A 24,408-nucleotide genomic window follows, 5' to 3' on the forward strand; every position below is an offset into this window, starting at 1 on the left:
CAGGTGATGTTTTTGTGGGAAGACAAGTCCCTTAAAAATTGACGGGGTGAACACTACTTTAGCCCTTCGAGCGCAGCAACAAGGCGGACCAGGGAGAACTGCCATGACGATAACGACCAGCGGCCGTGGGAAAATCTATTCCTCCATTACCGAAACCATCGGCGACACGCCGATCGTACGGCTGGACCGGTTGGCTCAGGCCCACGGCGTCAAGGGCAACCTGCTGGCCAAGCTTGAGTTCTTCAACCCGATCGCAAGCGTCAAGGACCGTATCGGCGTCGCCATGATCGAGGCCATGGAACGGGACGGGCGGATTGAACCCGGCAAGTCGACGCTGGTCGAACCGACCTCCGGCAACACCGGAATTGCCCTTGCCTTTGTTGCTGCAGCCAAAGGGTACAGGCTGATCCTGGTCATGCCCGAGACGATGTCGGTCGAGCGGCGGAAAATGCTCAAGATTCTCGGCGCCGAACTGGAGCTGACCGAGGGACCGAAAGGCATGAAAGGCGCGATCGCCCGTGCGGAAGAACTGGTCTCCGAAATCGATGGCGCAATCATTCCGCAACAGTTCGAAAACCCGGCCAACCCGGAGATCCACCGCAATACGACGGCGGAGGAAATCTGGAACGATACCTCTGGGCAGATCGACGTCTTCGTTTCGGGTATCGGCACCGGTGGCACGATCACCGGTGTCAGTGACGTTCTGAAAAAGCGCAAACCTGATCTGCACGTCGTTGCCGTCGAACCGACCGATAGCCCAATTCTTTCCGGCGGCGAGCCCGGTCCTCACAAGATCCAGGGCATCGGCGCCGGATTCGTCCCCGGCGTGCTGGAAACAGGCGCCTATGACGAAGTGCAGACGGTTTCCAACGAAGATGCCTTCGCAATGGCGCGGGAAATCGCCAGGACCGAAGGTGTTCCGGTCGGCATATCCTCCGGAGCTGCCATTACAGCGGCCGTTCGAGTCGGTCAACGCGACGGTATGGAGGGCAAGAACATCGTCATCATTATTCCGTCCTTCGCCGAGCGATACCTGTCGACGGCGCTGTTCGAAGGACTTTGAGGCAGACGAACCTTCCCGACGAATATGCTCTTTGCCACCCCGGCCCTGAACCGGGGTCTGGGTGCGCGAAAGACAAGAAGGGTTCCGGATCGCCTCCGGGGCCGCACTGTGATTGAAATCTAACGAATCGAGACTGCGGTACCCGTCGCGCTGACCATCAGCATGGAGCCATTTTGTCCGACGGTTTCGTAGTCGAGGTCGACGCCGATAACGGCATTGCCGCCAAGCGCTTGCGCCTGCTGGCACATTTCCTCGATTGCGATCTTGCGCGCCTTGGCCAGTTCTTCCTCATAGGCGCCCGAACGGCCGCCGACGATATCCCTGATGCCGGCAAAAAGATCCTTGAAGAGATTTGCGCCAAGAATGGCCTCGCCCGTGACCAGGCCTTTGTAGTCCAGATCTTTTCCCTCGATCGTGTTCGTCGTGGTCACCAGCATGCCGTCTCTCCTCGTTGTGTCGACAGTCAGGGAGATGGGGTGACCTGAAACCGTTGCAAGACCCACGTCACGGAACTCGGGTCACGTTCGTTGCGCTTGCTCCGCCGGTGTTTCGGAGAACCGGGCTGGGAGGCGGCCCGGTTTGCAGGCCGCGCTCCTTTGCGGTCAAGACAGGTGATAAACCTGCTGGAGGCCGTAGACCGGGGTTTCCAGGCCTTCCATTCGCGCTTTCAACTGCAGGGACAGAAACTGCGAATAGTGGCGTGACTGGTGAAGATTGCCGCCGTGGAACCACAGAGCCTCCTGCTGGGTCGGTTTCCACATGTTGCGCTGTTCACCTTCCCACGGGCCCGGATCCTTGGTCGTGTCGGAGCCGAGGCCCCAGACCTTGCCGACCCTGTCCGCCATATCCTGGCCCATCAGATCCGCGACCCAGCCGTTCATCGAGCCGTACCCGGTCGCATAGACGATCACATCCGCTTCCAGTTTGCTGCCGTCGTCCAGGACAACGCCGTCCTCGACGACTTTCGTGACCTGGCCTCGTTTCAACTTGATCTCACCGTCGATGATGAGTTGGCTGGCGCCGATATCGATGTAGTAGCCCGACCCACGGCGCAGATATTTCATGAACAGGCCGCTGTCGTCGTCGCCCCAGTCCAGCCAGAAGCCGGCTTTTTCGAGCCCGTCATAAAAATCCGCGTCGCGCTTTTTCATCTCCGCATAGGCCGGGATCTGAAATTCGTGCAGGATCCGGTAGGGCAGGGATGCGAAAATCAGATCGGCTTTCTCGGTGGTGACGCCTGCCCGGACGGCTTCTTCGGAATAAAGCGCGCCCAGCCCAACATCCATCAGGGTGTCTGAACGGACAATATGCGTCGACGAGCGCTGGACCATGGTGACGTCGACATCGTTTTCCCAAAGCGCCGCGCAGATGTCGTGGGCTGAATTGTTCGACCCGACGACAACAGCTTTCTTGCCGCGATAGGCATCCGGGCCTGGATGCTTCGATGAATGGTGCTGGTCGCCCCTGAATTTTTCCATGCCCGGAAAGTGAGGAACATTCGCCTTGCCGGACATGCCGGTGGCCATCACCAATTGCTTGGGGCGCAAGGTGATGTCCTTGCCGTCGCGCTCGACGACAATTGTCCATTCCTTCTTCGCTTCGTCATAGCTGGCCGACTTGGCAACCGTGCGGCTCCAGTAGTTCAACTCCATGACCTTGGTGTACATCTCAAGCCAATCGCCGATCTTGTCCTTCGGGCTGAAAATCGGCCAGTTTTCCGGAAACTTGATGTAAGGCAGGTGGTCGTACCAGACCGGATCATGCAGGCAGAGCGACTTGTAGCGGTTGCGCCAGCTGTCGCCGGGCCGGTCGTTCTTTTCGATAATGATGGTTGGAACGCCGAGCTGCCGCAGCCTGGCTCCGAGCGCGATCCCGCCCTGACCGCCGCCAATGATCACGCAGTAGGGCTGAGTCGTGAAGCCCAGTTCTGTTTCTTCCTTCTCCCGCTCTTCCTTCCAGGTTGTCCTGTGTTTGCCGGCACCGTGTTTGGCCCCCAGCGGCCGTTGAAAGCCCTTGGGCTCTTCGTGACCCTTGAGTTCCACCGTCGTGGTCAGCAAGGTCCAGATCTTGTTGTCTTTCAGGCGGATCAGCCCAAAGCAGCGTGCAACCGCGGTTTCGAACTGGATCCAGGCCGTGATCACACCGCCTTCTTCCGTCGGAACCTCTCCTTCGGCAATTGTCCAGTTGCTCGGTGCCGTCGCGGCGAGCTGGCTGGTCAACATATCGCGAACCTGATCCTTGCCTTCGACGGTCTTGAGGTTCCAGGTGAAGGCGACAAGATCCCGCCAGTAGCAATCGTCCTGAAACAGCTCCACCGCCTTGTCGATGTCGCCGGCTTCCAGCGCGCCCCCAAAGGATTTTAGAAAGGTTTCGGTTTGATGCACCAAAGGTGTGTCGAGCATTTTATTCCTCCCAATATTCAGGCCTGGGAGGATTGCAGACGCCATGGGCTGCGCGCTATCGCACGCAGCCGTTTTGTGAAAGCAAAGCCAAACAATCTGCTTTGCCTGTTGCGTGTGCAACAGCGCGCAACACAGGCGCATGGGCGCAACGTTGCGCGGCCAGGTTCAATTCAGCGCTTGTTGGACAGACCCGCCTTGCGCATCCGGCGCAAGACGGTTGAGCGATTGATGCCGAGGCGCCTTGCGACCAGCGACATGTTTCCATCGCACGCCTCGAGCAACGCTTCCAGGTCGTCTTCCGGGTTCGTCCGTGCCTGTTCAGAAAAGGCTGGCGGCGGCAGGTCCGGCAAATCGATGACGGATCCGTCGACCATCGCCATGGCGATATCGAGCGTTGTCGACAGTTCGCGGATGTTTCCGGGCCACTCGCGGCCATTGAGTTCGGCGCGGGCGGCAGGAGACAATCGAAAATCCTTCGGCGACCGCCGGAGCAGCCGCTCGGCAAGCCAATCGAAGTCCTTGCGGTGCCGAAGCGGTGGAATTGCGACGACCGAACCGGCAAGCCTGAAGTAAAGTTCAGGCCGGAGTTCCTTCAGATTGCCAGGCTTTGCGGGATCCTGTCTCACCGAGGCAATCACGCGCAGATCACTGCGTGCTTCCAGCAAAGCGAGAAGGAGCGACTGGCTTTCGTCATCGAGATCCTCAACCCCGCGCAGAAACAGGGTGCCCGAAGCTGCCTCTGCAATTGCGTCGACCTTTTCCTTCCCGAGCGCGGAACACGAAAGCGCATGAAAGGCCCGGTTGGCCGGTCCGAGAACATGAACGGCTCGCGCCAGATACTCCTTGCCTGTTCCGGTTTCGCCGACCAGCAGGATGGGAACCTGTGTTGCGGCGAGCCGGTCCACTTTCGCGGCCACCTGGGCCAGCGCCGGGTCGGGTCCGCAGAAACCACGCAAAGGGCCAGACAACGCGCCCATCGCCTGGGAGCGCGGCACTCTCGCCGTCGGCGGCGCAATCGCATGACCAAAGAGCCCGCGGCCATCGCGTAGGCGAAGAACACGTTCTTCCGGCGGGCGCCCACGCATTAGGTCCGGCAAATCATCGATGCTCAAATCCAGGTGCTGGTCTATTCGGGTGCCGATCAGCTCCTCAGCGGTCTCGGAGGCAAAACACTCCAGCGCGCCGCGGGTCATGCCGGTGATGTGGCCGCTGTCATCCAGAGCAATGGCAGCTTCGGGGTCGACCTCCAGAAATTCGGCCGACGTGGAGAAGCGCAAGACCCATTCCTTGCGCTTCATCGCCATGAGATTTGCCATTTCAACCCGTCGTGCCGACGCTTTTACCAGGTTCATCGCAAGGTTCTGACTCGATTTCGGACTGGGCGAACGCAGGAGCGACACATCCAGCACGGCCGCAAGATTACCGCTCGTGTCGAAGATTGGCGCGGACGTGCAGGAAAGCGGCGTATGGGACAATCCGAAGTGATCACCCTGATGAATGGTCACCGGCTTGCCGGTCACGATGCAGGATCCGACCCCGCAGGTTCCCGCCAGATCTTCGGACCAGTCCGACCCGAGATAGAGCCCTGCCTGGCGCAGCTCTTCTTCAAATCTCGGATCTCCGAAAAAGTCGACGCTGATGCCTTTGGCATCGGCCAGGATCAGCACGTAGTTCTGTCCTGCGACCTGCTTGAAAAGCGTTTGCAGCCCGGACCGGGCCGTTGCGATCAATCGCTCGGACTGTTCCTGGTGTTCCCTGAGCCGCTGCTCGGTGACGATATGCGGCGGTTCCGGACGTGTCGGGTCCATGCCGTAGGTCTGGACGCACCGTCGCCAGCTTTCCGAGACAAGCTCGTCCCTGCCGGTTTCGTGTCCCCGAAGCACCCGGTCGATTTCGCTCACGTGTTCTGTGTCGCGCATGCCATCCTCCCTGGCATTGCGCTTTACGATAGCCTGACCGCCGGTCTTTGCAAACAATCGCTCGAAAAGGGCTGCTCAGGCCGCCATTTTCGACACGTCCCGGCCGCGATAACTGAGCGCTTCGGCAAGATGGATGCGGCCAACGGTGTCCCGGCCGTCGAGATCGGCGAGCGTCCGGGCGAGTTTCAGGACCCGGTGATAGCCGCGTGCGCTGAGATGCAGCTTTTCGGCGGCATCGCGCAGGAATGCCAGACCCATTTCGTCCGGCTGCGCCATTTTCTCGACGATGGAAGCCGGCGCCTGAGCGTTGCAGCGGCAGGCGATCCCGAGGTCGAAAAAACGCATCTCCTGAATGCGCCGGGCTTCGGCGACGCGTGCCGCGACCACGTCCGACGGCTCTGCCTCGGCCGGGCCGATCAAATCTGCCGCAGTGACTGCCGGAACATCGATCCGGACGTCGATCCGGTCGAGAAACGGTCCGGAGACGCGGGTCTGGTAGTCGGTTACGCAGCGCTCGCCACGGCGGCACACATGACCCGGTTCGCCTGCATGGCCGCAGCGGCAGGGGTTCATGGCAGCCACGAGCTGGATGCGCGCAGGATAGGTGACCCGATGGTTGGCGCGCGCGATCACCGCCTCGCCGGTCTCCAGCGGCTGACGCAGGCTGTCGAGCACTTGCGGATTGAATTCCGGCAATTCATCCAGAAAGAGAACGCCGTTGTGGGCCAGCGACACCTCTCCGGGTCTTGCACGCAAACCGCCACCAACCAGGGCGGCCATGGAGGCGGAATGATGCGGCGAGCGGAACGGGCGCCGGTCGGTCAGCCGGCCTTCGGCGAGCTCCCCGGCCAGCGAGGCGATCATGGAGACTTCCAAAAGCTCACGCGGTGTCAACGGTGGCAGGATGGAGGGCAGGCGGCTGGCCAGCATCGACTTGCCCGACCCCGGAGGGCCGGTCATCAGCAGATTGTGACCTCCCGCGGCCGCGATTTCGAGCGCACGCCTTGCCGTTTCCTGACCCTTGACTTCGGCAAGGTCAGGCAGCACTCCGGGGTTGCCCTGAAGCTTGGCGGCCGGGCGGGAAAGGATCTGCGTTCCCTTGAAATGATTGGCCAGCTGGATCAGCGAGCGCGGTGCCAGAATGTCCATATCGGCATCGGCCCAAGCCGCTTCGCTGCCGCTGGCCGCGGGGCAAATCAAACCCTTGCCGAGTGCGTTCGCCCCCATCGCGGCAGGAAGAACACCGGCGACCGGCGCCAGCGTTCCGTCGAGGCCGAGTTCGCCCAGAACAACGTAACCGTCGAGAAACTCTGCCGGAATGGCACCAATTGCAGCCATCACGCCAAGCGCAATGGGCAGATCGTAGTGCGACCCCTCCTTCGGCAAGTCCGCAGGGGCGAGGTTGACGGTGACCCGTTTGGCCGGCAGCGCGAGTCCGGACGCGGAAAGGGCTGCCCTGACGCGTTCCCGGCTTTCGGCGACCGCCTTGTCCGGCAGGCCGACAACATTGAAGGCCACCATGCCTGGCCCGACATGCACCTGCACATCGACCGGGACAGCATCGATACCTTGAAAAGCGACCGTCGTGACGCGACTGACCATGCGCAGCCCTCTACCTTGAGATGTATTTCAACCAAACATATCTCAAATCAGGTTGCAAGAACAAATGTGGAACGATTTATGGCGGAGCGGCTGCTACTGCCCTGTCGACACCGGCGTCTGCCACCGGAACCAAAGGTAATGACGGGCGCTTATTCGCACTGCCGATGGGTGTCAGGACGCGTAAATGCGCAAGCTGCGGGGAATTTTGGTGCACCCTGTCGTGCCGCTTAGAACCTGGTGCAGATAGGGGGGAATGCAGAAGTCCTCACTCGGGGTGAGACCGTTCATCTCCATCCAGTCCGACAGGAGCTCAATCATCTTGTCCGGGTCTTTTTCGAACATGGCCCTGCAGAGCTCCGTGTCGAGTTGCAGGTTTTCGCTTGTCGTTTTCGAAACGATCATGGGCATCTCAGGTCACATTATACAATCATAGCGTGCCATAATGATGGATGCTATTTTCGGGAAAGACCAGCACATAGGCGTTATGCCGTTCCCGGCCACCATAAACCGGTGTTATGGGCGATTGCCGGCTGCATCACGCTCCCTCGGACTGAAGAACGCAAGTCCGCAGCACAAGATGCCGGACGCAACAAACAGCGCCGGGTGGCCCAGCACGGGTATCGCGAACCCGGCGACAACGGGGCCAACACCCTGTCCAAGAGAAATCAGGAAAAAAGTCAGACCGAAGCCAATGGACGGCGCATCCCGGAAAATGCGCATGCTCCACATGCCGTAAAGGGCTGTCATGACAATGAAACCGACACCGAAGAAGGCGGCGGAGAAATAAATGCCGTGCCGGACCCCGATCAGAAAAGGAAGGGTTCCAACGGCAGTGCCGACGACGAGCGCCAAGACCCAGTAGGTCCGTCGTAAGCCCCAGCGGTTGACGAAACCCCCGGCAAAACACCCGGTCACGCCTGCCATACCAAGCACGATCCAGAACAGAATGGCGTCGTTGGCGTTTTCGGTCCGGTCAACCAGCAGCTCGACGGCATAGGTCCAGTAGACGGCGGAAAAAATACCGAACAGGAACGCGGCAACAAAGAGCGGACGGGCGGCCCGCTGCAACAGAAACCTGGGAGAAATCGCGGCCATGGCGTTGGCCGGCCGTGGACTGTGATGCGGCAGCGTCCAGTAGTTGCACAGGGTAATCACCAGTGCCAGCCCCGCAAACAGGAACCAGGCGAGGCGCCAGTCCTCGCCTGCATAGAGCGCCAGTGGTCCGGCAAAGGCCACACCAAAGCCGGTTCCGGAGTTGATCCAGGCATAGATCGTGTTCTGCCGGCTCGGTTCGGTGTGCCGGACGATGACGTCGGAAAAGGGCGGATACGCCAGCCCTGGGCTGGCGCCGGCCAGAAACACCCCGAATGCGAGGATCCAGGCATCGGGAGCAACGGCAATCGTTGCCATGCCGCAGGCCGCCGTCAGTCCTCCAAGCAGGATGGGCAATCTTGGACCGAACCAGGTCGACAGGCCCGACCCGAGAAAGGTCGCCATCAGATATCCGGCGTAGGACAGCCCGGCAATCAGGCCGATCGTCTCGGTCGACAGGCCGAATTCCTGGCGGAATTCGGGAAGAAACAAGCCAAAGCAATACCTTGCCAGCCCATAGGTGGCGGCAACTATCGCCAGGCCCGCGACGGTCAGGCCGCGGGTCTTCATGGCATTGTCATAGCCGCCGGGAGAGCTGGAAGTGAAGTGTCTTGTCATCTGTCAACGTCTCGCCGGCAATCCGGAAATGCCCACCATGTTCCCTGTAGTGCCGATACTGATCAAGCGTGAGTTTCAGGCAGAAGTTAGACACGTGCAGGTTTCGTCCATTGACTGTGCTGGAAAATTCCTCGCCAAGCACAGCAACATGCGCCGTTTCGTTTTCCTGAAACGGCACGGGCAGCAGAAAAAAGCGGTTCAGTGTGGGCAGCGCGCGACCGACCGCCTGCTCAAACGCGATCCGTGAAAACCTCTGCATGGCGGGATGGGCATAAAAGAACGGGATCCGGTCGATCTGGTGCGTGGCGTAGAGCTGGCTCTCCGACAACAGCAGGTCGCCGGGCCGTGCGATGTCCTTCAGCCAGCCGTTGACGGTGAACGGGTCGTCGTTTCCTTCCTGAAAGCCCAGCATGGTGATGAGCGCAGGCGGCCCCTCTTCGCCAATGACGTCCTTCAGCCGGAATTCGTCAAACGAGCAGGTCATAAATTCAAGGTCTGTCCCGGGCAGGGCGTCCTGAAGAGCCGAGCGCATGTGAGCGACGGACATCGGGTTGAGATCGACCGCGATGTAGCGGTCAATGGCCACCCCGAGCTGTTGCAGTGCCTTCAGGATGAACCCGGTCTTGACCGGCTCGGGGCCGAGCTCGACATAGACAAGCGGGCCACCGGCACTTTCGCCGGCAACCTGTTCGCAAATCCGGAACAGGGCCTGCCTGAAGGAGACGCCGCCCTCGGTCAGCTGCCCGAGCGACTGCGAGCCGACACCCGTTTCGTTCAATTCCCGCATCAGCCGGAAGACCTCGTCGAGATGGTCGGTGGCTTGATGCTCCCGGCCCTCGTTGGTGTATTTGACGCGGTTATCCTGCGTCACGATCCGGTCCAGACTGAACTCGGTGTGGGACGCGATCGCCCGATGCACCCTGGACTGCAACGAAGACGCAGGCGTGTTCGCGACTTCAAGATCTGACTGGCTGAAAGTAAACGCGAGAGTCATGGCTGATACCCGTTTTGATAATAAGATTTCCCGGATTACGTGATTTCGCCCCATTTATAAAATTTATAATTGAAGAACTTCATAATGGAACGTTATGCTCGTGCACACAGGGCATGAGGAGACGCCGGCGGGCCAAAGTCCGGTACGGCACAAGGGCAGGATGACACAGGATGACCATCGGCCGATTCAATATCGAATTGCTGGAAGCATTCGTCGCCGTTGCAGAGGCAGGCAATGTTACCCATGCCGGAAGCAAGCTGAACCGCACGCAACCCTGCGTCAGCACACAGCTCCGGCGCCTTGAGGATCGGGTCGGCAAGCCCTTGATCGAACGCACGGCGCGGACCATGAACTTGACGCCAGCCGGGCGGATCCTTTATCAGCACGCAACGGAAATCCTGAAATCCCATGAGGAGGCCCGATTGCGCCTGTCGGCGCCGGAGCTGACCGGAACCGTGCATGTCGGCCTTCCGGAATGGTTTGCCACCGGCCAGCTTCAGTCGATCTTCTGCAACTTCGTGCGCATCCATCCGAACGTCAAACTGGAGATGACGGTCGCCGACAGCGCAACGCTTCACGACATGCTCTCCAACAACGAGATCAATCTTGCCATTGCGCTGGTATCTTCTTCAAAGCCGGAACCGGTCGGCATCGTGGAGGAGCCGCTTTTGTGGGCCGTCAGCGAGGACTGTGTTCTGAGCGATCCGCTGCCCCTGATCCTGTTCCCGGAGCCCTGCCCCTTCCGGGAGCTGGCATTTCGCGCGCTCGCGAGTGCCGGCCGGCAGTGGTATGAGCGGATTACAACCACAAGCGTTGCCGCCGCCCAGGTGGCCGTCACCTCTGGAGCGGGCATCTGCTGCCTCCCCTCCGGCGCGTTTCAGGAGGGTTTCAAGCTGTTAAGGGATCAGGACGGTTTCCCGGCCCTGCCCTCCGCGCAGCTCGCCATCTATACGCCCTCCAAGGCACAGTCGCCTATTGTCGACTATCTGGAAGAACATCTCACCGAGCTTCTCAAAAACGCCATTGCCCCACGCTCTGCGCTGTCCGGTAAAGCCCAACCGGATCTTCGGGTTGTTTGATGCAACGCTTTGATTCGGCAGGATGAATTCCCTTCCGGAAAATGGTGACGGAAGCCGGTGACAACAATTTAACTGGCAAAATTCCCGATCCAAGCGCAGCATTCCCTTGCGTAAAAAATAGGAGCGAGCTGCCATGTGTGATCTCTGTGTCATCAAATCCGTCAAGAATCGAATGATGTCGAGACGAGATTTGTTCAGGGCAACAGCCGTCGGTGCAGGCGTTGCGGCGACAGCAGCGGTTGCCGGGGCAATGCCGGCCATGGCCCAGGCGCCCACCAAGGTCATGGACATGACTCACGAGCTCTATGACACCTTTCCGACTTTTGGCGGCGAGCAGCAGTTCTTCATGGAAAAGCTCGTTGATTTCAACAAGGACGGCTACAATCTCTTCAACCTGACCTACAACGAGCATACCGGCACCCATATGGATGCGCCGTTGCACTTTTCCGAAGATGGCCAGTCCGTCGCGGAAATCCCGGTCGAAAATCTCGTTGCCCCGCTTTGCATCGTCGACATCAAGTCCAAGGCCTCGGAGAACGCGGACGCGCAGGTGACGCCGGACGATCTCAAGGCGTGGATCTCCGCCAACGGCGATATTCCGGACGGCGCCTGCGTTGCCATGAATTCAGGCTGGGGTCTTCAGGTACTCACCGACAAGTTCCGCAATGCCGACGAGAATGGCGTCATGCATTTCCCGGGATTTCACCTGGAAGCCGCAGAAATGCTGATGGAAGAAGCGAATGTGGTCGGTATCGCGGTGGATACGCTTTCGCTGGACTTTGGCCCATCACCCGATTTCGCCGTCCACTACGCCTGGCTGCCAAGCAACCGCTGGGGTATCGAGTGCATCGCCAATCTCGACGCTCTGCCGGCAAGCGGCGCAACGCTTGTCGTCGGCGCGCCGAAGTTCCGAGGTGGCACCGGCGGCCCATCCCGCGTCATGGCGATGGTGTGAGGTTGCTTTAGACACGGTCCAGTCTTCGTGCTGTCCCGGGCCAGACCCGGGACCAAATCATGGTGATGAAGGCAAAATCGTGGTTTCCATCGTGCTCTGGCAATGGTTGGCCCCGGATCAAGTCCGGGGCGGCAGTTTCGCGGGCGCTTCGCTATTGCTAATGAGCGTCGTCCCAGTTGTCCGCGGCGCGGGCGTCCACTTTCAACGGAACCGATAGTTCAAGAGCCGGATCGCAGGCGTTTTCCATAACATCGCAGATCACGGGAATGGTGTCGTCAACCTGGGCGTCCGGGACCTCGAAAATCAGTTCATCATGCACCTGCAGCAGCATCTGTGCATCCAGCTTCGCCACCGACAGCCGCTCTTCCATGCGCACCATGGCGCGGCGGATGATGTCGGCGGCCGAGCCCTGGATCGGCGCGTTGATTGCTGCCCGCTCATAGAAGGCACGCATGTTCGGGTTTTTGGTATTCACGTCCGGATAGTGCGCCTTGCGTCCGAAGATCGTGGTCACGAACCCGTCGGAATGCACCTTCTTCTTGGTCGCGTCCATGTATTCGCGGATGCCCGGGAACCGCTCGAAATAGGTCTTGATGTAGTCTCCCGCCTCCTGGCGCGAAATGCCGAGCTGGTTGGCGAGGCCGAAGGCGGAAATGCCGTAGATGATGCCGAAATTGATCGCCTTGGCCTGGCGGCGCACCATCGGGTCCATGCCTTCGATCGGCGTGCCGAACATTTCACTTGCCGTCATGGCGTGAATGTCGAGCCCATCCTCGAACGCCTTTTTCAGTTGCGGAATGTCGGCCATATGCGCCAGCACGCGCAGCTCGATCTGGCTGTAGTCGGCGGATACCAGCTTGTGACCCTTGTTCGAAACGAAAGCCTGACGGATCTTGCGACCCTCTTCCGTGCGGACCGGAATGTTCTGCAGGTTCGGCTCAGACGAGGACAACCGGCCCGTGGTCGTGGAGGCCAGCGAATAGGACGTATGCACCCGGCCCGTTTCGGGATTGATATAGCCCGGAAGTGCGTCGGAATAGGTGGATTTCAGCTTGGAAAGCTGGCGCCAGGCGACGATTTTCGACGGCAATTCATGGCCTTCGGCCGCCAGATCCTCCAGAACCTGGGCCGATGTCGACCACGCACCCGTCTTGGTCTTTTTCCCGCCGGGCAACGCCATCTTGCCGAAGAGAATGTCACCGAGCTGTTTGGGCGAACCGATGTTGAAATTCTCGCCGGCCAGCTCGTAAATCTCTGATTCCAAGCCGGCCATGCCTTGCGCGAAATCGCCGGAGAGACGCGACAGCATCTGCCGGTCAACGGAAATGCCGCGCTTCTCCATACGTGCCAACACCGGCACCATCGGCCGCTCCAGGGTCTCGTAGACGGTCGCCATCCGGTCGCTGGCAAGGCGCGGTTTCAGGATCATCCAAAGCCGGAGCGTGACGTCGGCATCCTCGGCGGCGTAAGCGGTCGCCTTGTCGATCGCCACCTTGTCGAAGGTGATCATCGACTTGCCCGAGCCGCAGACCTCCTTGAACGGGATCGGCTTGTGATCGAGCCAGCGTTCGGAAAGCTCGTCCATGCCGTTGCCACCCTTGCCCGCGTCAACGGTGTAGGAGAGCAGCATGGTGTCGTCATAGGGGGCGATGTCGATGCCGTAACGGGTCATGACCAGCCAGTCGTATTTGAGGTTCTGCGCGATCTTCAGGACCGCGCTGTCCTCCAGCATCGGTTTTAGAACCTCCAGGGCATCTTTCAGCGGAATCTGATCAGGAAGCAGGTCGCCGCCGCCCAAAAGATCCCCTTCGCCATCCACATGCGCCAGCGGGACATAGCAGGCCTGACCGGGCTCGGTGGAGAGCGATAGACCCACGAGATCCGCCTGCATGGCATTCAATGACGTCGTCTCGGTATCGAAGGCGACGTAGCCTCTTTCGTAAGCTGCTGCGCACCATTGCTTCAACCGATCGATGCTGGTGACGGTCTCGTATGCGCTGGAATCGATGGGGATTGCCTTGACCTTCTCGGCCCGCGCGTCGGCGACGGTCTGCGGCACCATCATGCCTTCGTCGCCGGCAATCTCGCCTGCCGCCGCATCCGGCCCGGAGGCGCTCTCCGAGCGCTCGACCATGCGACCCTTCTGATCCGGCATATCCCAGCCCGGCACCTGGAAGTCGGTCGGCTCGATATTGGCGAGTTCCGCCCCGGTTTCCTCCGCAACGCGCTTTGTCAGCGTGTTGAAGCCCATGGCTTTCAAAAAGCCAACCGCTTTTGGACCGTCGACCTCGGTCACCGTCAAATCGGCAACCGGCACCGTCACCGGAACGTCCTGCTTGAGGGTCACCAGCTCCTTGGAGACCCGTGCCTGGTCGGCGAATTCGATCAGGTTTTCACGCCGCTTGTTCTGCTTGATCGTGTCTGCCTGTGCCAGCAGCGTTTCAAGGTCGCCGAACTCGTTGATCAGAAGCGCCGCCGTCTTCAGGCCGATGCCCGGAACGCCGGGCACGTTGTCGACACTGTCGCCGGCGAGCGACTGAACTTCGATCACCTTGTCCGGCCCGACCCCGAATTTTTCAAAGACTTCCGGCTCGCCGAACACCTTGTTCTTCATGGTGTCGATCATGCCGACCTTCGGCCCGATAAGCTGCATCAGGTCCTTGTCGCCCGAAACGATCGTCACCTGCGCACCCAGTTCCGCCGCCTGGCGGGCATAGGTCGCAATCAGGTCGTCAGCCTCAAAGCCTTCCTGTTCGATGCAGGGAACGGAAAACGCACGCGTTGCTTCGCGGATCAGGCCGAACTGCGGCACCAGATCCTCGGGCGGTTCCGGACGGTTGGCCTTGTATTCGGGATAGATCTCGTTCCGGAATGTCTGCGAGGAATGGTCGAATATCACCGCGAAATGCGTCGGCTCATCGCCTTCTTCCGGTGTCAAACCTTCCTGCAAGAGCTTCCAGAGCATGTTGCAGAAGCCGGAAACAGCGCCAACGGGCAGCCCGTCGGGCTTGCGCGTCAGCGGCGGCAACGCGTGATAGGCGCGGAAGATGAAGGTGGAACCGTCAACCAGAATGAGGTGGTCGTCAGCGGTGAGGGTGGGGGCGGAATCTTGCGTCGACATGGCGCGGATCATGCCCGGAGCGAACCTCGGAGAAAAGTCCTAAAGACAAATATTCCGGACCGCTCCTGTCACTCCGCTGCCTGCGGCGCGCGCTTTCTGCCGAAAGTGCCGCCGAGATACGCCCATTCCGGCCGCTTGAACAAGAACCAGCCGAGATTTGTTTTCCGGATCATCCAATAAAGGATCATCGGGCTGACGCAGGCGACAATGGTGACGATCAATGAGGCCGTGCCGATGTCGAGAATGCCGAGCTTCAAAAGAATCACCCGGGTAACACCCATCGGGAAGAAGAAGGCGAGGTAGATGACGATCGAGTTCTCGCCAAAATGACGCAGAAAACCCATCTGCCCCGTTTTGACGATCAACGCGCTGGTGAGGATGATCGCGCCCGCGCCGGCAGCCCCAAGCGCCAGCGCAATACCCGGCAGATGCGCCCAACCGAGGTAGACAAGGCCGCCATTTACGACCCCCCAGCCGACAAGGTAGGCGAGACTGATGTTGATGCGGTCACGCGCCCAGTCGGCCAGGCGGAAGATTTGCGGGGCGAAGATGTAACCAGCATAGAAATAGACGAAACGTGAGGCGAATTCATCGACCAGAAGCCAACCGGTGTCGATCTTTGCGATCTGCAAAAGAGCCGCAAGGACCAACATCACCTGCCAGGGCACGCCCTTGTCATGCGCGAGTTTGCAGACCAGGAAGAAGATCGGCAGCATGTAGATGAACCAAAGGGTGCCGAAAGGCTGTACGAAGCTGAGGACATAGAATTCCAGCGCGCCCATGGTGCCGAGGTCACCCACAAACACAGGCGCCTTGACCACGAACTGGATCGTCATCCAGAGCACGTAAAAGTAGGCAAAATGGACGACCTTTCGGTCGAGATAGAGCTTCCAGTCGCGCGTGATGACGTTGGAGAGGAACAGGCCTGAAATCAGGAAGAAGTCCGGCATACGGAACGGAGCGGCAAAGGCGACGACCGCATGCATCCAGCCGGTTTCGCCGGCGGCGGCCTCGACGCCAAGCACCGAATGCATCATCACAACGAAGATGATACAGATGCCCTTGGCCGTATCGACCCAGTCAACGCGCCCGGTCCTCATGGTTCGCACCTTCCGTTTTACGCGGTCTTCGCCGCAAAGTTACGGAGAGGCGTAACCTCAACTGGTAAATATTACGCATACAGCCCATGTCACGTTTTAGTGACTTCACCGGCTGAAATTCAGGATTTTGCGTCGTTTGAGCCGTCCTGCCAGGGACTGATCCTCGGTTGACCCTTGTCCGGCGCATCGGCGGACGGGTTGTCCTGTTTCTCCGACCAGTCGCCTTCGTCAAGGTCCACGACATGCTCGTCGGACCGGCGCGCCCCTCCAGGGCCACCTTGCACGATCACGACATCCGACCGCGAAATGATGAACTTTGCCAGCGCTTCGCGAACCGGCGGAATGAACAGCATCAAGCCGACTGCATCCGTCACGAAGCCCGGAATCAGCAGCAAAATGCTTGCAAGAACGATCATCGCGCCCTGCATAACCTCGCTGTTCGGGGCCCGGCCGGCATCCAGTTCGCTCTGCATGCGCGTGAGCAGCGACAAGCCCTGCTGGCGCAGCATGATCGTGCCGGCGAGCGCAGTGATTACCGTCAGCAGGATTGTCGGCAGCACGCCAATCAAGCCGCCCACCCAGATGAAAACCGCTATTTCGATCAGGGGCAGCAAAATGATGGCGGCAATGATATAAAGTCCCACGGGACCTCCATCGTCTGATAAGTTATTTTGCCATAACCTAGACATTCGCTCTCAAAAATGCGAGCAGGCGCTCGCAGGAAAGACAATCATTGCAAAAATTTCAGTCTTGCCCTCAGGTCTGGATGCTGGTTCAAGAACCCCCTAAATAAGGAACCAGATGACATTGAACGCGGGCAGCAAGCAGCTGAATATGCAAGAGGCGGCGTCAAATGCCTCCAAAGGGTAGCCGGAACGTAAGATGAATGAAATTTTCGACCCACTAAACCTCCTCCTGATGGGACTTGCGGTTTTTATCTTGTTCAGACTGAGATCTGTCCTGGGCAAACGTACCGGCAGTGAGCGCCCGCCCTTTGATCCCTATTCCAAACCGGAGCAGACGAACGAGCAGTCCAACGGTCAGGACAACGTCATCCCGCTTCCGAACCAGACCGATCAACAGCCCGAAACCGTGGCACAGCCGGCGCAGACCGGCGATGTGGTGATCGACAAGGTCGCTCCGGAAGGATCCGCGCTCAACAGCGCGCTGAAGCAGATCCTTTCCGTGGACCGAAGCTTCGAGCCCGAGGAATTTCTGCAAGGGGCTCGCGCCGCCTACGAGATGATCGTCATGGCTTTTGCGGACGGCGACAAGAAAGCTCTCAAGAACCTTCTCTCCCGTGAAGTCTATGAAGGCTTCGTCACGGCCATTGAAGATCGCGAAAAGCGCGGGGAGCACATCGAATCGACCTTTGTCGGCATCGACAAGGCGGAAATCGTGGAAGCAGCGTTGAAAGGATCAACGGCCCAGGTAACGGTCAAGATCCACAGCCAGCTGATTTCGGCGACCAAGGACAAGGCGGGTGAAGTGGTGGATGGTGATCCCGCGAAGGTCACCGAAGTGGTCGATATCTGGACCTTCGCGCGCGACACAGAGTCCCGCGATCCGAACTGGAAGCTGGTCGCGACCGAATCCGCCGAGTGACAATGACGTGGACGCAGCGGCTGACGAGGGCGTTGTTGCCACCTCGTTCTTCCATGTGTTTAAGGGGCGCGGTATTGGCCGCGCCACTTTTTTTGTTTGCAGGACCTGCGCCGGCCATGCCGCAAAGCTCGCACACGCCCGACCATCTCGAAGAGATCGCGTATTCGGACCTTTCCGGCTGGACGCAGGATGACCAGTCGAAGGCGCTGACAAGTTTTCTGCGCTTTTGCGCAAAGCCAGAAGCACTGGGCTCGAACCCGGCGTCGGTGCGGTATGCGCTCGCCGATATGCCGTCGTTGTGCGCGGCAATCGATCAGGCATCGCTCGCGACAAATGATGAGATCCGGCACTTCATCGAGGCGCATTTCACGGCGTATCTGATTACAAAACCCGGCTTTGTGACGGGTTACTTCGAACCGGAAGTCCCAGCATCCCGCACAAGATCAGACCGGTTTTCTGTGCCGCTCCACAAAAAGCCCACCGGTCTTGAAGCTCTGACGCCGGAGACCCGCCCGACAGGCTGGCCCGAACAGTTTAGCCATGGCCGCCGGGTCGGAAGCGGTTTTGAAGAATTGCCCGACCGTTCCGCCATCATGGATGGCGCGCTCGATGCGGAACAGTTGGAACTGGTCTGGCTCGCCGATCCCATCGATGCCTACTTCATTCATGTACAAGGGTCGGCCCGTCTGCGTCTGAGCGACGGCTCGGTCATGCGGGTCGGCTATGCGGGCAAGTCCGGTCATCCCTATACCGGAATCGGACGACTGCTGGTCAAGCGCGGCGAAGGCACTCCTGAAGACTTCACCATGGCCGGGCTGCGAAGCTGGCTTGCCGCCGATCCACACCGGCGCGACGCGCTCTTCAGAGAGAACCGGTCCTATATCTTCTTCCGGGAAGTGACGGAGACCGGGCCGAACGAGGGGCCTGTGGGCGCATCCGGTCTGCCGCTGACGCCGGGACGGAGCCTTGCCGTTGATCCTGAGCACATTCCTTATGGAGCGCTCGTCTTCGTCGAGGCCGGGTTTCCGGACGCTGACGCTGACGGCCGGGACTTTTCCAGGCTGATGGTTGCCGACGACACCGGTTCGGCAATCAGGGGTCCGGCACGCGGAGACATCTTTACCGGGTCGGGCGATCCTGCCGGCGATCTGGCGGGCGAGATCCGGCACGAGGCACGCTTCACCATCCTTGTTCCCAAGAGGCCTGGCACAGGTGCAGAACTGGCGACTGACTGAAGAATGAGCAAGCGGGGCAAAAAGGGCAGCCTGTCTCCGGAGGACCGGGAGCTTTGGGGCAAGGTTGCGAAAACTCTGACGCCGCTGCACCCGGAGCGGGCACGCGATCTTCAGGAAGAGCTTGCCAAGAGCCAGGAAGACGCCCCGCCAAAACCTGTGAAAACACCCAAGACCGCAACAGCAATCAAGGCTCCGGAACCAGCCAGGAAAACGCCTGCCCTGTTGCCTCTCAACCAGCTCGAGACACGGTACCGCAGAAAAATCGTGCGCGGTGTCACCGCGATCGATGCCCGCATCGACCTTCACGGATTGACCCAGTATCAGGCTCATGACCGACTGGTCGGTTTTCTCTATCAGGCACAGACCCGCGGGCACAGGGTCGTGCTGGTGATTACCGGCAAGGGCGGCGGCCCGGAAAAAGCCTATATGGACGAACGCGGCATTTTGCGCAGAATGGTTCCCCAGTGGCTGTCGATGCCGGACCTGCGACCGGTGGTGCTGGGCTATGAACAAGCACATGCCAGCCACGGTGGAGCGGGGGCGCTCTACGTCCGGATACGAAAAAGAAGGTAGGACCGTGACACCGCTTGGGGCTAAAATTCGGGAACTCAGGGCAAAGCGCGGCGTCTCGCTGAAAGAAATGGCGACCGCGCTTTCGGTTTCAAGCGCTTATCTGTCTGCGCTCGAACACGGCAAGCGCGGCAAGCCGACATGGTTTCTGGTCCAGCGGATCATCACCTATTTCAACGTGATCTGGGACGAGGCGGAAGAAATCCAGCGGCTGGCGGAGCTGTCTGACCCGAGGATCACAATCGATACCGCCGGCATGAACCCCAAGGCGACCGAACTGGCCAACCAGCTTTCCCTGAAAATCGGTGTCTTGTCGGAAGACTCACTCGCCGCCCTCCTGCACCAGCTCCGTGTTGCCGCCGCCAAGGACGATGTCTAATTCAGTTGGTCGCGCAAACCTTGTCATCCCGGTTTGGCTCTGCCAAGACCGGGTTCCAGGACTCGAGAACTTTCGTTTTCTGCAATTCGGGCCTGCGTTTACTGGATCCCTGCCCGCGCAGGGATGACAAGAGACGCGAGGCAGTTTCAGATTTACGTGTCCTTATCGCGCGATCCCTATATAACCTGCACACTTGAACAGACTGCTGAACGGACCCTCTGACACGCATGAAAGCCACCCAGGAAGACCTTGCCGGATTGATCGATGCGGATGCCTTGCGGACGCGCCTGAGCGCGCTAACCGCCGAATCCGAGGGCGACGGGTCGGATTCGAAGATCAGGGCCGCCGTCCTGAACGAGCTGAAGTTAGAAGTGAAAGCGGCGCGTGAGCTTGTCGAGGAAAAACTGAACGAAGATGGCGGCGGACTCTTGTGCGCCGAGCGCCTGTCGCATGTTCAGGACGAACTGATCCGCGTCATCTACGATTTTGCGGTCCAGCATGTTTATCGCGCCAAGAACCCGTCGGCTGCCGAACGCATGTCGGTTGCCGCGGTGGGCGGCTACGGACGCGGAACGCTTGCGCCCGGATCGGACATCGATCTCCTGTTTATCCTGCCCTACAAGCAGACCCCCTGGGGCGAGCAGGTGGTCGAGTACATTCTCTACATGCTCTGGGATCTGGGTTTCAAGGTGGGTCATGCGACCCGCAACATCGACGAATGCATGCGGCTGGCGAAGTCCGACATGACCATCCGGACCGCCATCCTGGAAGCACGCTACATCTGGGGCGACGAACCGCTCTTCCATGACCTTGTCAACCGCTTCGGCAACGATGTCGTCAATGGCACGAGTTCCGAGTTCATCGCCGCAAAACTTCTGGAACGGGATGATCGGCACAGGCGGCAGGGCACGTCAAGATATCTGGTTGAACCCAATATCAAGGAAGGCAAGGGTGGCCTCCGTGACCTCAACACGTTGTTCTGGATCGCGAAATATCATTACCGGGTCGACAGCCAGGCGGAACTGGTCAAAAAGGGCGTTCTGACACGCTCCGAGTATACGCGGTTTGAAAAATCCGAGGATTTCCTGTGGGCGGTGCGCTGCCATCTGCACTTCCTGACGGGCCGACCGGAAGAACGGCTTGCTTTCGAATACCAGCGCGAGATCGCAATCCGGCTCAGCTACACGCAGCATCCGGGAATGCGCGATGTCGAACGGTTCATGAAACACTATTTCCTGGTCGCAAAGGACGTTGGCGACCTGACGCGCATTATCTGCGCGGCGCTTGAGGAAGAACACGTCAAGGAACCGCGCGGCAAGGGCCTTTCCGGCATGATGCGGCGGTTGCGGAGCGGACGGGTGTCGGACACTGCCAAGCCGGTGAAGGGCGCGCCTGGGTTCGTTGTCGAAAACAACCGGCTGAATGTCACCAACGATACGATTTTCCAGACCGATCCCGCCAACCTTCTCCGGGTCTTCCAGCTCGCGGACAAGCATGACTACAATCTTCATCCGAGGTTGACCCGCCTGATCCGCCACTCGCTCAAGCTCGTGGACAGCGATCTCCGGAACGATCCGGAAGCCAACCGGCTGTTTCTGTCTGTGCTCACGTCCCGGAACACGCCAGAAAAAGTCCTGCGCAAGATGAACGAAACCGGCTTGCTCGGCCGGTTCGTGCCGGACTTCGGCAAGGTCGTCGCGATGATGCAGTTCAACATGTATCACCACTACACGGTCGATGAGCATCTGATCCGCTCGATCGGTGTCTTGTCAGAGATCGAACGCGGCAATTCCGGTGAGGACCACCCTCTTTCCACCGAGTTGATCCTGACGCTGCAGAACCGCAAGGTGCTCTATGTGGCCATGTTCCTGCACGACATCGCCAAGGGGCGCCCGGAAGATCATTCGATCGCCGGAGCCAAGGTTGCCCGCAAGATCTGTCCGCGTTTCGGTCTGAACGAGGCGGAAACCGAGACGGTGGCCTGGCTGATCGAACATCATCTCGACATGAGCACGATCGCCCAGTCGCGCGACCTCAACGACCGCAAGACCATCACCGACTTTGCAAACACCGTGCAATCCCTGGAACGGTTGAAACTTCTCTTGATCCTGACCGTCGCGGATATCCGTGCCGTGGGGCCGGGTGTCTTCAACGGGTGGAAGGGGCAATTGCTGCGGACGCTCTATTATGCGACCGAGCCGCATCTTTCAGGCGGTCATTCGAAAATGTCCCACAACCAGGCGATCGAATCGGCCAAGCAGGATCTGGCAAGCAAGCTTGGCCATTGGCCCGAGAAGGATCGGAAGGCTTACCTCAACCGGCACTATCCGGCCTATTGGCTGCGAACCGAACCCGAACGGCTCCTGACCCACGCCGAATTGCTCCGCAAGGCGGACAAGGGCCGCAAGCGCCTTGCGTTCGAGGTTATTCCTCGCGCCTTTGAAGGCGTGACTGAATTGAACATCATGGCACCTGACCATCCGCGTTTGCTCTCGATCATCGCAGGTGCCTGTTTTTCGACCGGCGCAAACATTGTCGACGCACAGATCGACACCACCACGGACGGTTTTGCGCTCGACACGATTTTCATCGGGCGGGAACTTCCGGACGACAAGGACGAACAACGCCGGGGCGAGCGGATCACGCAACTGATCCGAACCACGTTGCGCGGTGACGAGCGCCTGCCGGAGCCGGTTACCAAGAAAAATGCCATGAAGAGCCGGGTAAAGGCCTTCAAGGTCGCGACCGAGATCCTCGTCAACAATTCACTTTCTGACGACTACACGGTTCTGGAAATATCCGGCCTGGACCGTCCCGGACTGCTCTATGACCTGACCCGGTCAATCGCAACGCTCAACCTCAATATCGGCTCGGCGCACATCTCCACCTTCGGGGAGAAGGTCGTCGACGTCTTCTACGTCACTGATCTGACCGGTCAGAAAATTTCCAATATCGGCCGCCAGGAAATCATTCGAGAACGCCTTGCCGACGCGGTGCAAGGCCGTCTTGAGCTTGACCCGGCGGCTCCCGTCACACGCAAAGTCCAGCGCCAGGCGTCCTGAATGACCAGACGCCGTCACGGAGCCACGTCCCAATGAGCCTTGTGCGCAATTTCACCACGGTCGGTGGCGCGACGATGCTGAGCCGCGTGCTAGGCTTTGTGCGGGACGTACTGCTTGCTGCGGCGGTTGGGACCGGTCCCGTCGGCGATGCCTTTGCCGTGGCGTTCCGGCTACCGAACCTGTTCCGCAGGCTGTTTGCGGAAGGCGCCTTCAACTCCGCCTTCATTCCGCTGTTTGGCCGGGCACTGGAGGAAGGCGGTGAAGCGGACGCACGGCGATTTGCCGGAGAGATCGGATCCGCGCTCCTGTTCTGCCTGCTGATCCTGACAGCTGTCGCGCAGATCTTCATGCCATTGATCGTCTGGGGACTGGCGCCGGGATTTTCCGCCGACCCGGACAAGTTCGACCTGACCGTGGTCATGGCCCGGATCGCATTCCCCTATCTCGTTTTCATGTCGCTGCTCGCCTTTGTCGGCGGAATTTTGAACACCTATCAAAGATTTGCCGCTGCCGCGTTCGCACCGGTCATGCTCAACGTGGTGATGAGCATTGTCCTCGGCGGCATTCTTGCTGCCGGTGTTGAAGACAATTTCCAACTTGGCGTCCTTTTGAGCATTGGCGTGACCCTGGGCGGCATTCTCCAGCTGCTTGTGGTGGTGATCGACCTCAAACGCCTTGGTTTCAAGATTCCCGTGTTTCGGCCACGCTACACGCAGTCTGCGAAACGGCTGCTGGTCCTCGGAATCCCCGGAATCATCGCGGGCGGCGTCACTCAGTTCAACATTGCGGTCGGAACAATCATCGCGTCGCTCCAGGACGGCGCCAACGCCATGCTCTATTTCGCCGACCGCCTCTACCAGCTTCCGCTCGGCGTGATTGGCATTGCCATCGGCGTCGTTCTGTTGCCGAGCCTGACGCGGCAATTGCGGTCGGGGCAGCTCAGCGCCTATCAGCACAGTTTGAACCGGGCGCTTGAGATTTCGCTTGTGCTGACCCTGCCGGCAGCCGTCGCGCTGGCGGTCGTCCCGCATGAAATCGTCTCCGTTCTGTTCGAACGCGTGCGCTTCGACGCAGCAGCCGTCGACGGCACCGCTGCGGCCCTGATGGCCTTCGCGCTCGGCCTGCCTGCCTTTGTCCTGAACAAGGTGTTCTCACCTGGATACTTCGCGCGCGAGGACACCAAGACGCCGATGAAATTCGCGGCCGTCGGCATGGTGGTGAACGTTGCCCTCTCGATCGCGCTGTTTCCGGTCCTCAAACATGTCGGCATTGCCCTGGCCACCACGATCGCAGGCTGGGTCAACACAGCGCTTCTGGTCATCGTGTTGTGGAAACGCGGCCACTTTACCCCGGATTTTTCGCTCTTGAGGCAAATGTCGCTGGTGCTTTTGGCAAGTTTGCTCATGGGCGTGAGCATTCATTTCGTTGCCCTGTTTCTTGCACCATATCTCGCCGATACCTGGCTGATTGTGCGCGTGGCAAGCCTTGCTTTGATTGTTCTGACCGGCATCGTCACCTTTGCCGTTTTCACGCAACTCAGTGGTGGTGCAGACCTTTTGCGCATGCTTAAGGCGTTGACACGGCGCAACACTTAACAATTTAAGACGAAATC

The 24,408-nt window shown here is 59.6% G+C and carries 19 protein-coding genes; 9 read left to right on the forward strand and 10 right to left on the reverse strand.

Annotated features, from left to right (window positions below):
* Positions 1-103: 103 nt before the first annotated feature.
* Entirely contained in the window at positions 104-1,063 is a 960-nt protein-coding gene (gene cysK, locus RBB47_RS14500; protein WP_305986539.1) for a cysteine synthase A, read from the forward strand.
* Between the two features lie 119 nt (positions 1,064-1,182).
* Here the strand turns inward: cysK and RBB47_RS14505 are convergent, their stop codons facing one another.
* The 7 genes from RBB47_RS14505 to RBB47_RS14535 all read right to left on the reverse strand — a co-directional run bounded on the left by RBB47_RS14505 (position 1,183) and on the right by RBB47_RS14535 (position 9,690).
* Complete coding sequence (locus tag RBB47_RS14505; RefSeq protein WP_305986540.1) at positions 1,183-1,500, reverse strand: heavy metal-binding domain-containing protein; 318 nt, start codon at positions 1,498-1,500, stop codon at positions 1,183-1,185.
* A 165-nt stretch (positions 1,501-1,665) separates the two neighbouring features.
* On the reverse strand, positions 1,666-3,465 hold the full coding sequence (locus RBB47_RS14510) for an NAD(P)/FAD-dependent oxidoreductase (protein WP_305986541.1): 1,800 nt from the start codon (positions 3,463-3,465) through the stop codon (positions 1,666-1,668).
* 170 nt (positions 3,466-3,635) lie between these two features.
* On the reverse strand, positions 3,636-5,384 hold the full coding sequence (locus tag RBB47_RS14515; RefSeq protein ID WP_305986542.1) for a sigma-54-dependent Fis family transcriptional regulator: 1,749 nt from the start codon (positions 5,382-5,384) through the stop codon (positions 3,636-3,638).
* Between the two features lie 75 nt (positions 5,385-5,459).
* Positions 5,460-6,986, reverse strand: a complete 1,527-nt coding sequence (locus RBB47_RS14520) for a YifB family Mg chelatase-like AAA ATPase (protein WP_305986543.1) — start codon at positions 6,984-6,986, stop codon at positions 5,460-5,462.
* 171 nt (positions 6,987-7,157) lie between these two features.
* A complete protein-coding gene (locus tag RBB47_RS14525; RefSeq protein ID WP_305986544.1) occupies positions 7,158-7,388 on the reverse strand; it encodes a hypothetical protein in 231 nt (76 codons plus the stop codon).
* A gap of 111 nt (positions 7,389-7,499) precedes the next feature.
* Positions 7,500-8,696: an MFS transporter gene (locus RBB47_RS14530; protein ID WP_305986545.1), complete on the reverse strand. Its 1,197-nt coding sequence runs from the start codon at positions 8,694-8,696 to the stop codon at positions 7,500-7,502.
* On the reverse strand, positions 8,656-9,690 hold the full coding sequence (locus RBB47_RS14535) for a hypothetical protein (RefSeq protein WP_305986546.1): 1,035 nt from the start codon (positions 9,688-9,690) through the stop codon (positions 8,656-8,658). Before RBB47_RS14535 ends, RBB47_RS14530 begins: the two co-directional genes overlap by 41 nt.
* A gap of 170 nt (positions 9,691-9,860) precedes the next feature.
* Between RBB47_RS14535 and RBB47_RS14540 the strand changes: the two genes are divergently transcribed.
* Complete coding sequence (locus RBB47_RS14540; RefSeq protein ID WP_305986547.1) at positions 9,861-10,769, forward strand: LysR family transcriptional regulator; 909 nt, start codon at positions 9,861-9,863, stop codon at positions 10,767-10,769.
* A 133-nt stretch (positions 10,770-10,902) separates the two neighbouring features.
* Positions 10,903-11,724: a cyclase family protein gene (locus RBB47_RS14545; protein ID WP_305986548.1), complete on the forward strand. Its 822-nt coding sequence runs from the start codon at positions 10,903-10,905 to the stop codon at positions 11,722-11,724.
* A gap of 157 nt (positions 11,725-11,881) precedes the next feature.
* Here RBB47_RS14545 and polA read toward each other — a convergent pair whose 3' ends face one another.
* The 3 genes from polA to RBB47_RS14560 all read right to left on the reverse strand — a co-directional run bounded on the left by polA (position 11,882) and on the right by RBB47_RS14560 (position 16,589).
* Positions 11,882-14,857: a DNA polymerase I gene (polA, locus tag RBB47_RS14550; RefSeq protein ID WP_305986549.1), complete on the reverse strand. Its 2,976-nt coding sequence runs from the start codon at positions 14,855-14,857 to the stop codon at positions 11,882-11,884.
* Positions 14,858-14,913: 56 nt separating this feature from the next.
* Entirely contained in the window at positions 14,914-15,945 is a 1,032-nt protein-coding gene (locus tag RBB47_RS14555; RefSeq protein WP_305986550.1) for an acyltransferase family protein, read from the reverse strand.
* Positions 15,946-16,064: 119 nt separating this feature from the next.
* Positions 16,065-16,589, reverse strand: coding sequence for an FxsA family protein (locus RBB47_RS14560; protein WP_305986551.1), 525 nt, complete (start codon positions 16,587-16,589; stop codon positions 16,065-16,067).
* 238 nt (positions 16,590-16,827) lie between these two features.
* Here RBB47_RS14560 and RBB47_RS14565 point away from each other — a divergent pair, with 238 nt between their 5' ends.
* The 6 genes from RBB47_RS14565 (at position 16,828) to murJ (ending at position 24,391) form a co-directional block, all read left to right on the forward strand.
* Positions 16,828-17,550 carry a Tim44/TimA family putative adaptor protein gene (locus tag RBB47_RS14565; RefSeq protein WP_305986552.1) on the forward strand — a complete coding sequence of 241 codons (723 nt, stop codon included), beginning with the start codon at positions 16,828-16,830 and terminating at the stop codon, positions 17,548-17,550.
* A gap of 116 nt (positions 17,551-17,666) precedes the next feature.
* Positions 17,667-18,785 (forward strand): murein transglycosylase A, encoded by a 1,119-nt coding sequence (locus RBB47_RS14570; protein WP_305986553.1) that lies wholly within the window; start codon positions 17,667-17,669, stop codon positions 18,783-18,785.
* Positions 18,786-18,788: 3 nt separating this feature from the next.
* Positions 18,789-19,358 carry a Smr/MutS family protein gene (locus RBB47_RS14575; RefSeq protein WP_305986554.1) on the forward strand — a complete coding sequence of 190 codons (570 nt, stop codon included), beginning with the start codon at positions 18,789-18,791 and terminating at the stop codon, positions 19,356-19,358.
* Between the two features lie 4 nt (positions 19,359-19,362).
* Complete coding sequence (locus RBB47_RS14580; RefSeq protein ID WP_305986555.1) at positions 19,363-19,734, forward strand: helix-turn-helix domain-containing protein; 372 nt, start codon at positions 19,363-19,365, stop codon at positions 19,732-19,734.
* Between the two features lie 227 nt (positions 19,735-19,961).
* Positions 19,962-22,796: a [protein-PII] uridylyltransferase gene (locus RBB47_RS14585; RefSeq protein ID WP_305986556.1), complete on the forward strand. Its 2,835-nt coding sequence runs from the start codon at positions 19,962-19,964 to the stop codon at positions 22,794-22,796.
* A gap of 32 nt (positions 22,797-22,828) precedes the next feature.
* Positions 22,829-24,391: a murein biosynthesis integral membrane protein MurJ gene (murJ, locus tag RBB47_RS14590; protein ID WP_305986557.1), complete on the forward strand. Its 1,563-nt coding sequence runs from the start codon at positions 22,829-22,831 to the stop codon at positions 24,389-24,391.
* Positions 24,392-24,408: the final 17 nt, after the last annotated feature.

Origin of the sequence: Roseibium sp. MMSF_3544, assembly GCF_030732845.1 — a bacterium.
In the GTDB taxonomy this organism is placed as follows: domain Bacteria; phylum Pseudomonadota; class Alphaproteobacteria; order Rhizobiales; family Stappiaceae; genus Roseibium.

What these genes read in the sequence shown, in the direction of transcription:
- RBB47_RS14530 (WP_305986545.1), bottom strand. Translation starts at nt 8,696, where the DNA reads ATGACAAGACACTTCACTTCCAGCTCTCCCGGCGGCTATGACAATGCC.
- RBB47_RS14535 (WP_305986546.1), bottom strand. Translation starts at nt 9,690, where the DNA reads ATGACTCTCGCGTTTACTTTCAGCCAGTCAGATCTTGAAGTCGCGAAC.
- RBB47_RS14520 (WP_305986543.1), bottom strand. Translation starts at nt 6,986, where the DNA reads ATGGTCAGTCGCGTCACGACGGTCGCTTTTCAAGGTATCGATGCTGTC.
- cysK (WP_305986539.1), top strand. Translation starts at nt 104, where the DNA reads ATGACGATAACGACCAGCGGCCGTGGGAAAATCTATTCCTCCATTACC.
- RBB47_RS14555 (WP_305986550.1), bottom strand. Translation starts at nt 15,945, where the DNA reads ATGAGGACCGGGCGCGTTGACTGGGTCGATACGGCCAAGGGCATCTGT.
- RBB47_RS14575 (WP_305986554.1), top strand. Translation starts at nt 18,789, where the DNA reads ATGAGCAAGCGGGGCAAAAAGGGCAGCCTGTCTCCGGAGGACCGGGAG.
- RBB47_RS14525 (WP_305986544.1), bottom strand. Translation starts at nt 7,388, where the DNA reads ATGATCGTTTCGAAAACGACAAGCGAAAACCTGCAACTCGACACGGAG.
- RBB47_RS14510 (WP_305986541.1), bottom strand. Translation starts at nt 3,465, where the DNA reads ATGCTCGACACACCTTTGGTGCATCAAACCGAAACCTTTCTAAAATCC.
- RBB47_RS14565 (WP_305986552.1), top strand. Translation starts at nt 16,828, where the DNA reads ATGAATGAAATTTTCGACCCACTAAACCTCCTCCTGATGGGACTTGCG.
- RBB47_RS14505 (WP_305986540.1), bottom strand. Translation starts at nt 1,500, where the DNA reads ATGCTGGTGACCACGACGAACACGATCGAGGGAAAAGATCTGGACTAC.
- polA (WP_305986549.1), bottom strand. Translation starts at nt 14,857, where the DNA reads ATGATCCGCGCCATGTCGACGCAAGATTCCGCCCCCACCCTCACCGCT.
- RBB47_RS14540 (WP_305986547.1), top strand. Translation starts at nt 9,861, where the DNA reads ATGACCATCGGCCGATTCAATATCGAATTGCTGGAAGCATTCGTCGCC.
- murJ (WP_305986557.1), top strand. Translation starts at nt 22,829, where the DNA reads ATGAGCCTTGTGCGCAATTTCACCACGGTCGGTGGCGCGACGATGCTG.
- RBB47_RS14570 (WP_305986553.1), top strand. Translation starts at nt 17,667, where the DNA reads ATGCCGCAAAGCTCGCACACGCCCGACCATCTCGAAGAGATCGCGTAT.
- RBB47_RS14585 (WP_305986556.1), top strand. Translation starts at nt 19,962, where the DNA reads ATGAAAGCCACCCAGGAAGACCTTGCCGGATTGATCGATGCGGATGCC.
- RBB47_RS14515 (WP_305986542.1), bottom strand. Translation starts at nt 5,384, where the DNA reads ATGCGCGACACAGAACACGTGAGCGAAATCGACCGGGTGCTTCGGGGA.
- RBB47_RS14545 (WP_305986548.1), top strand. Translation starts at nt 10,903, where the DNA reads ATGTGTGATCTCTGTGTCATCAAATCCGTCAAGAATCGAATGATGTCG.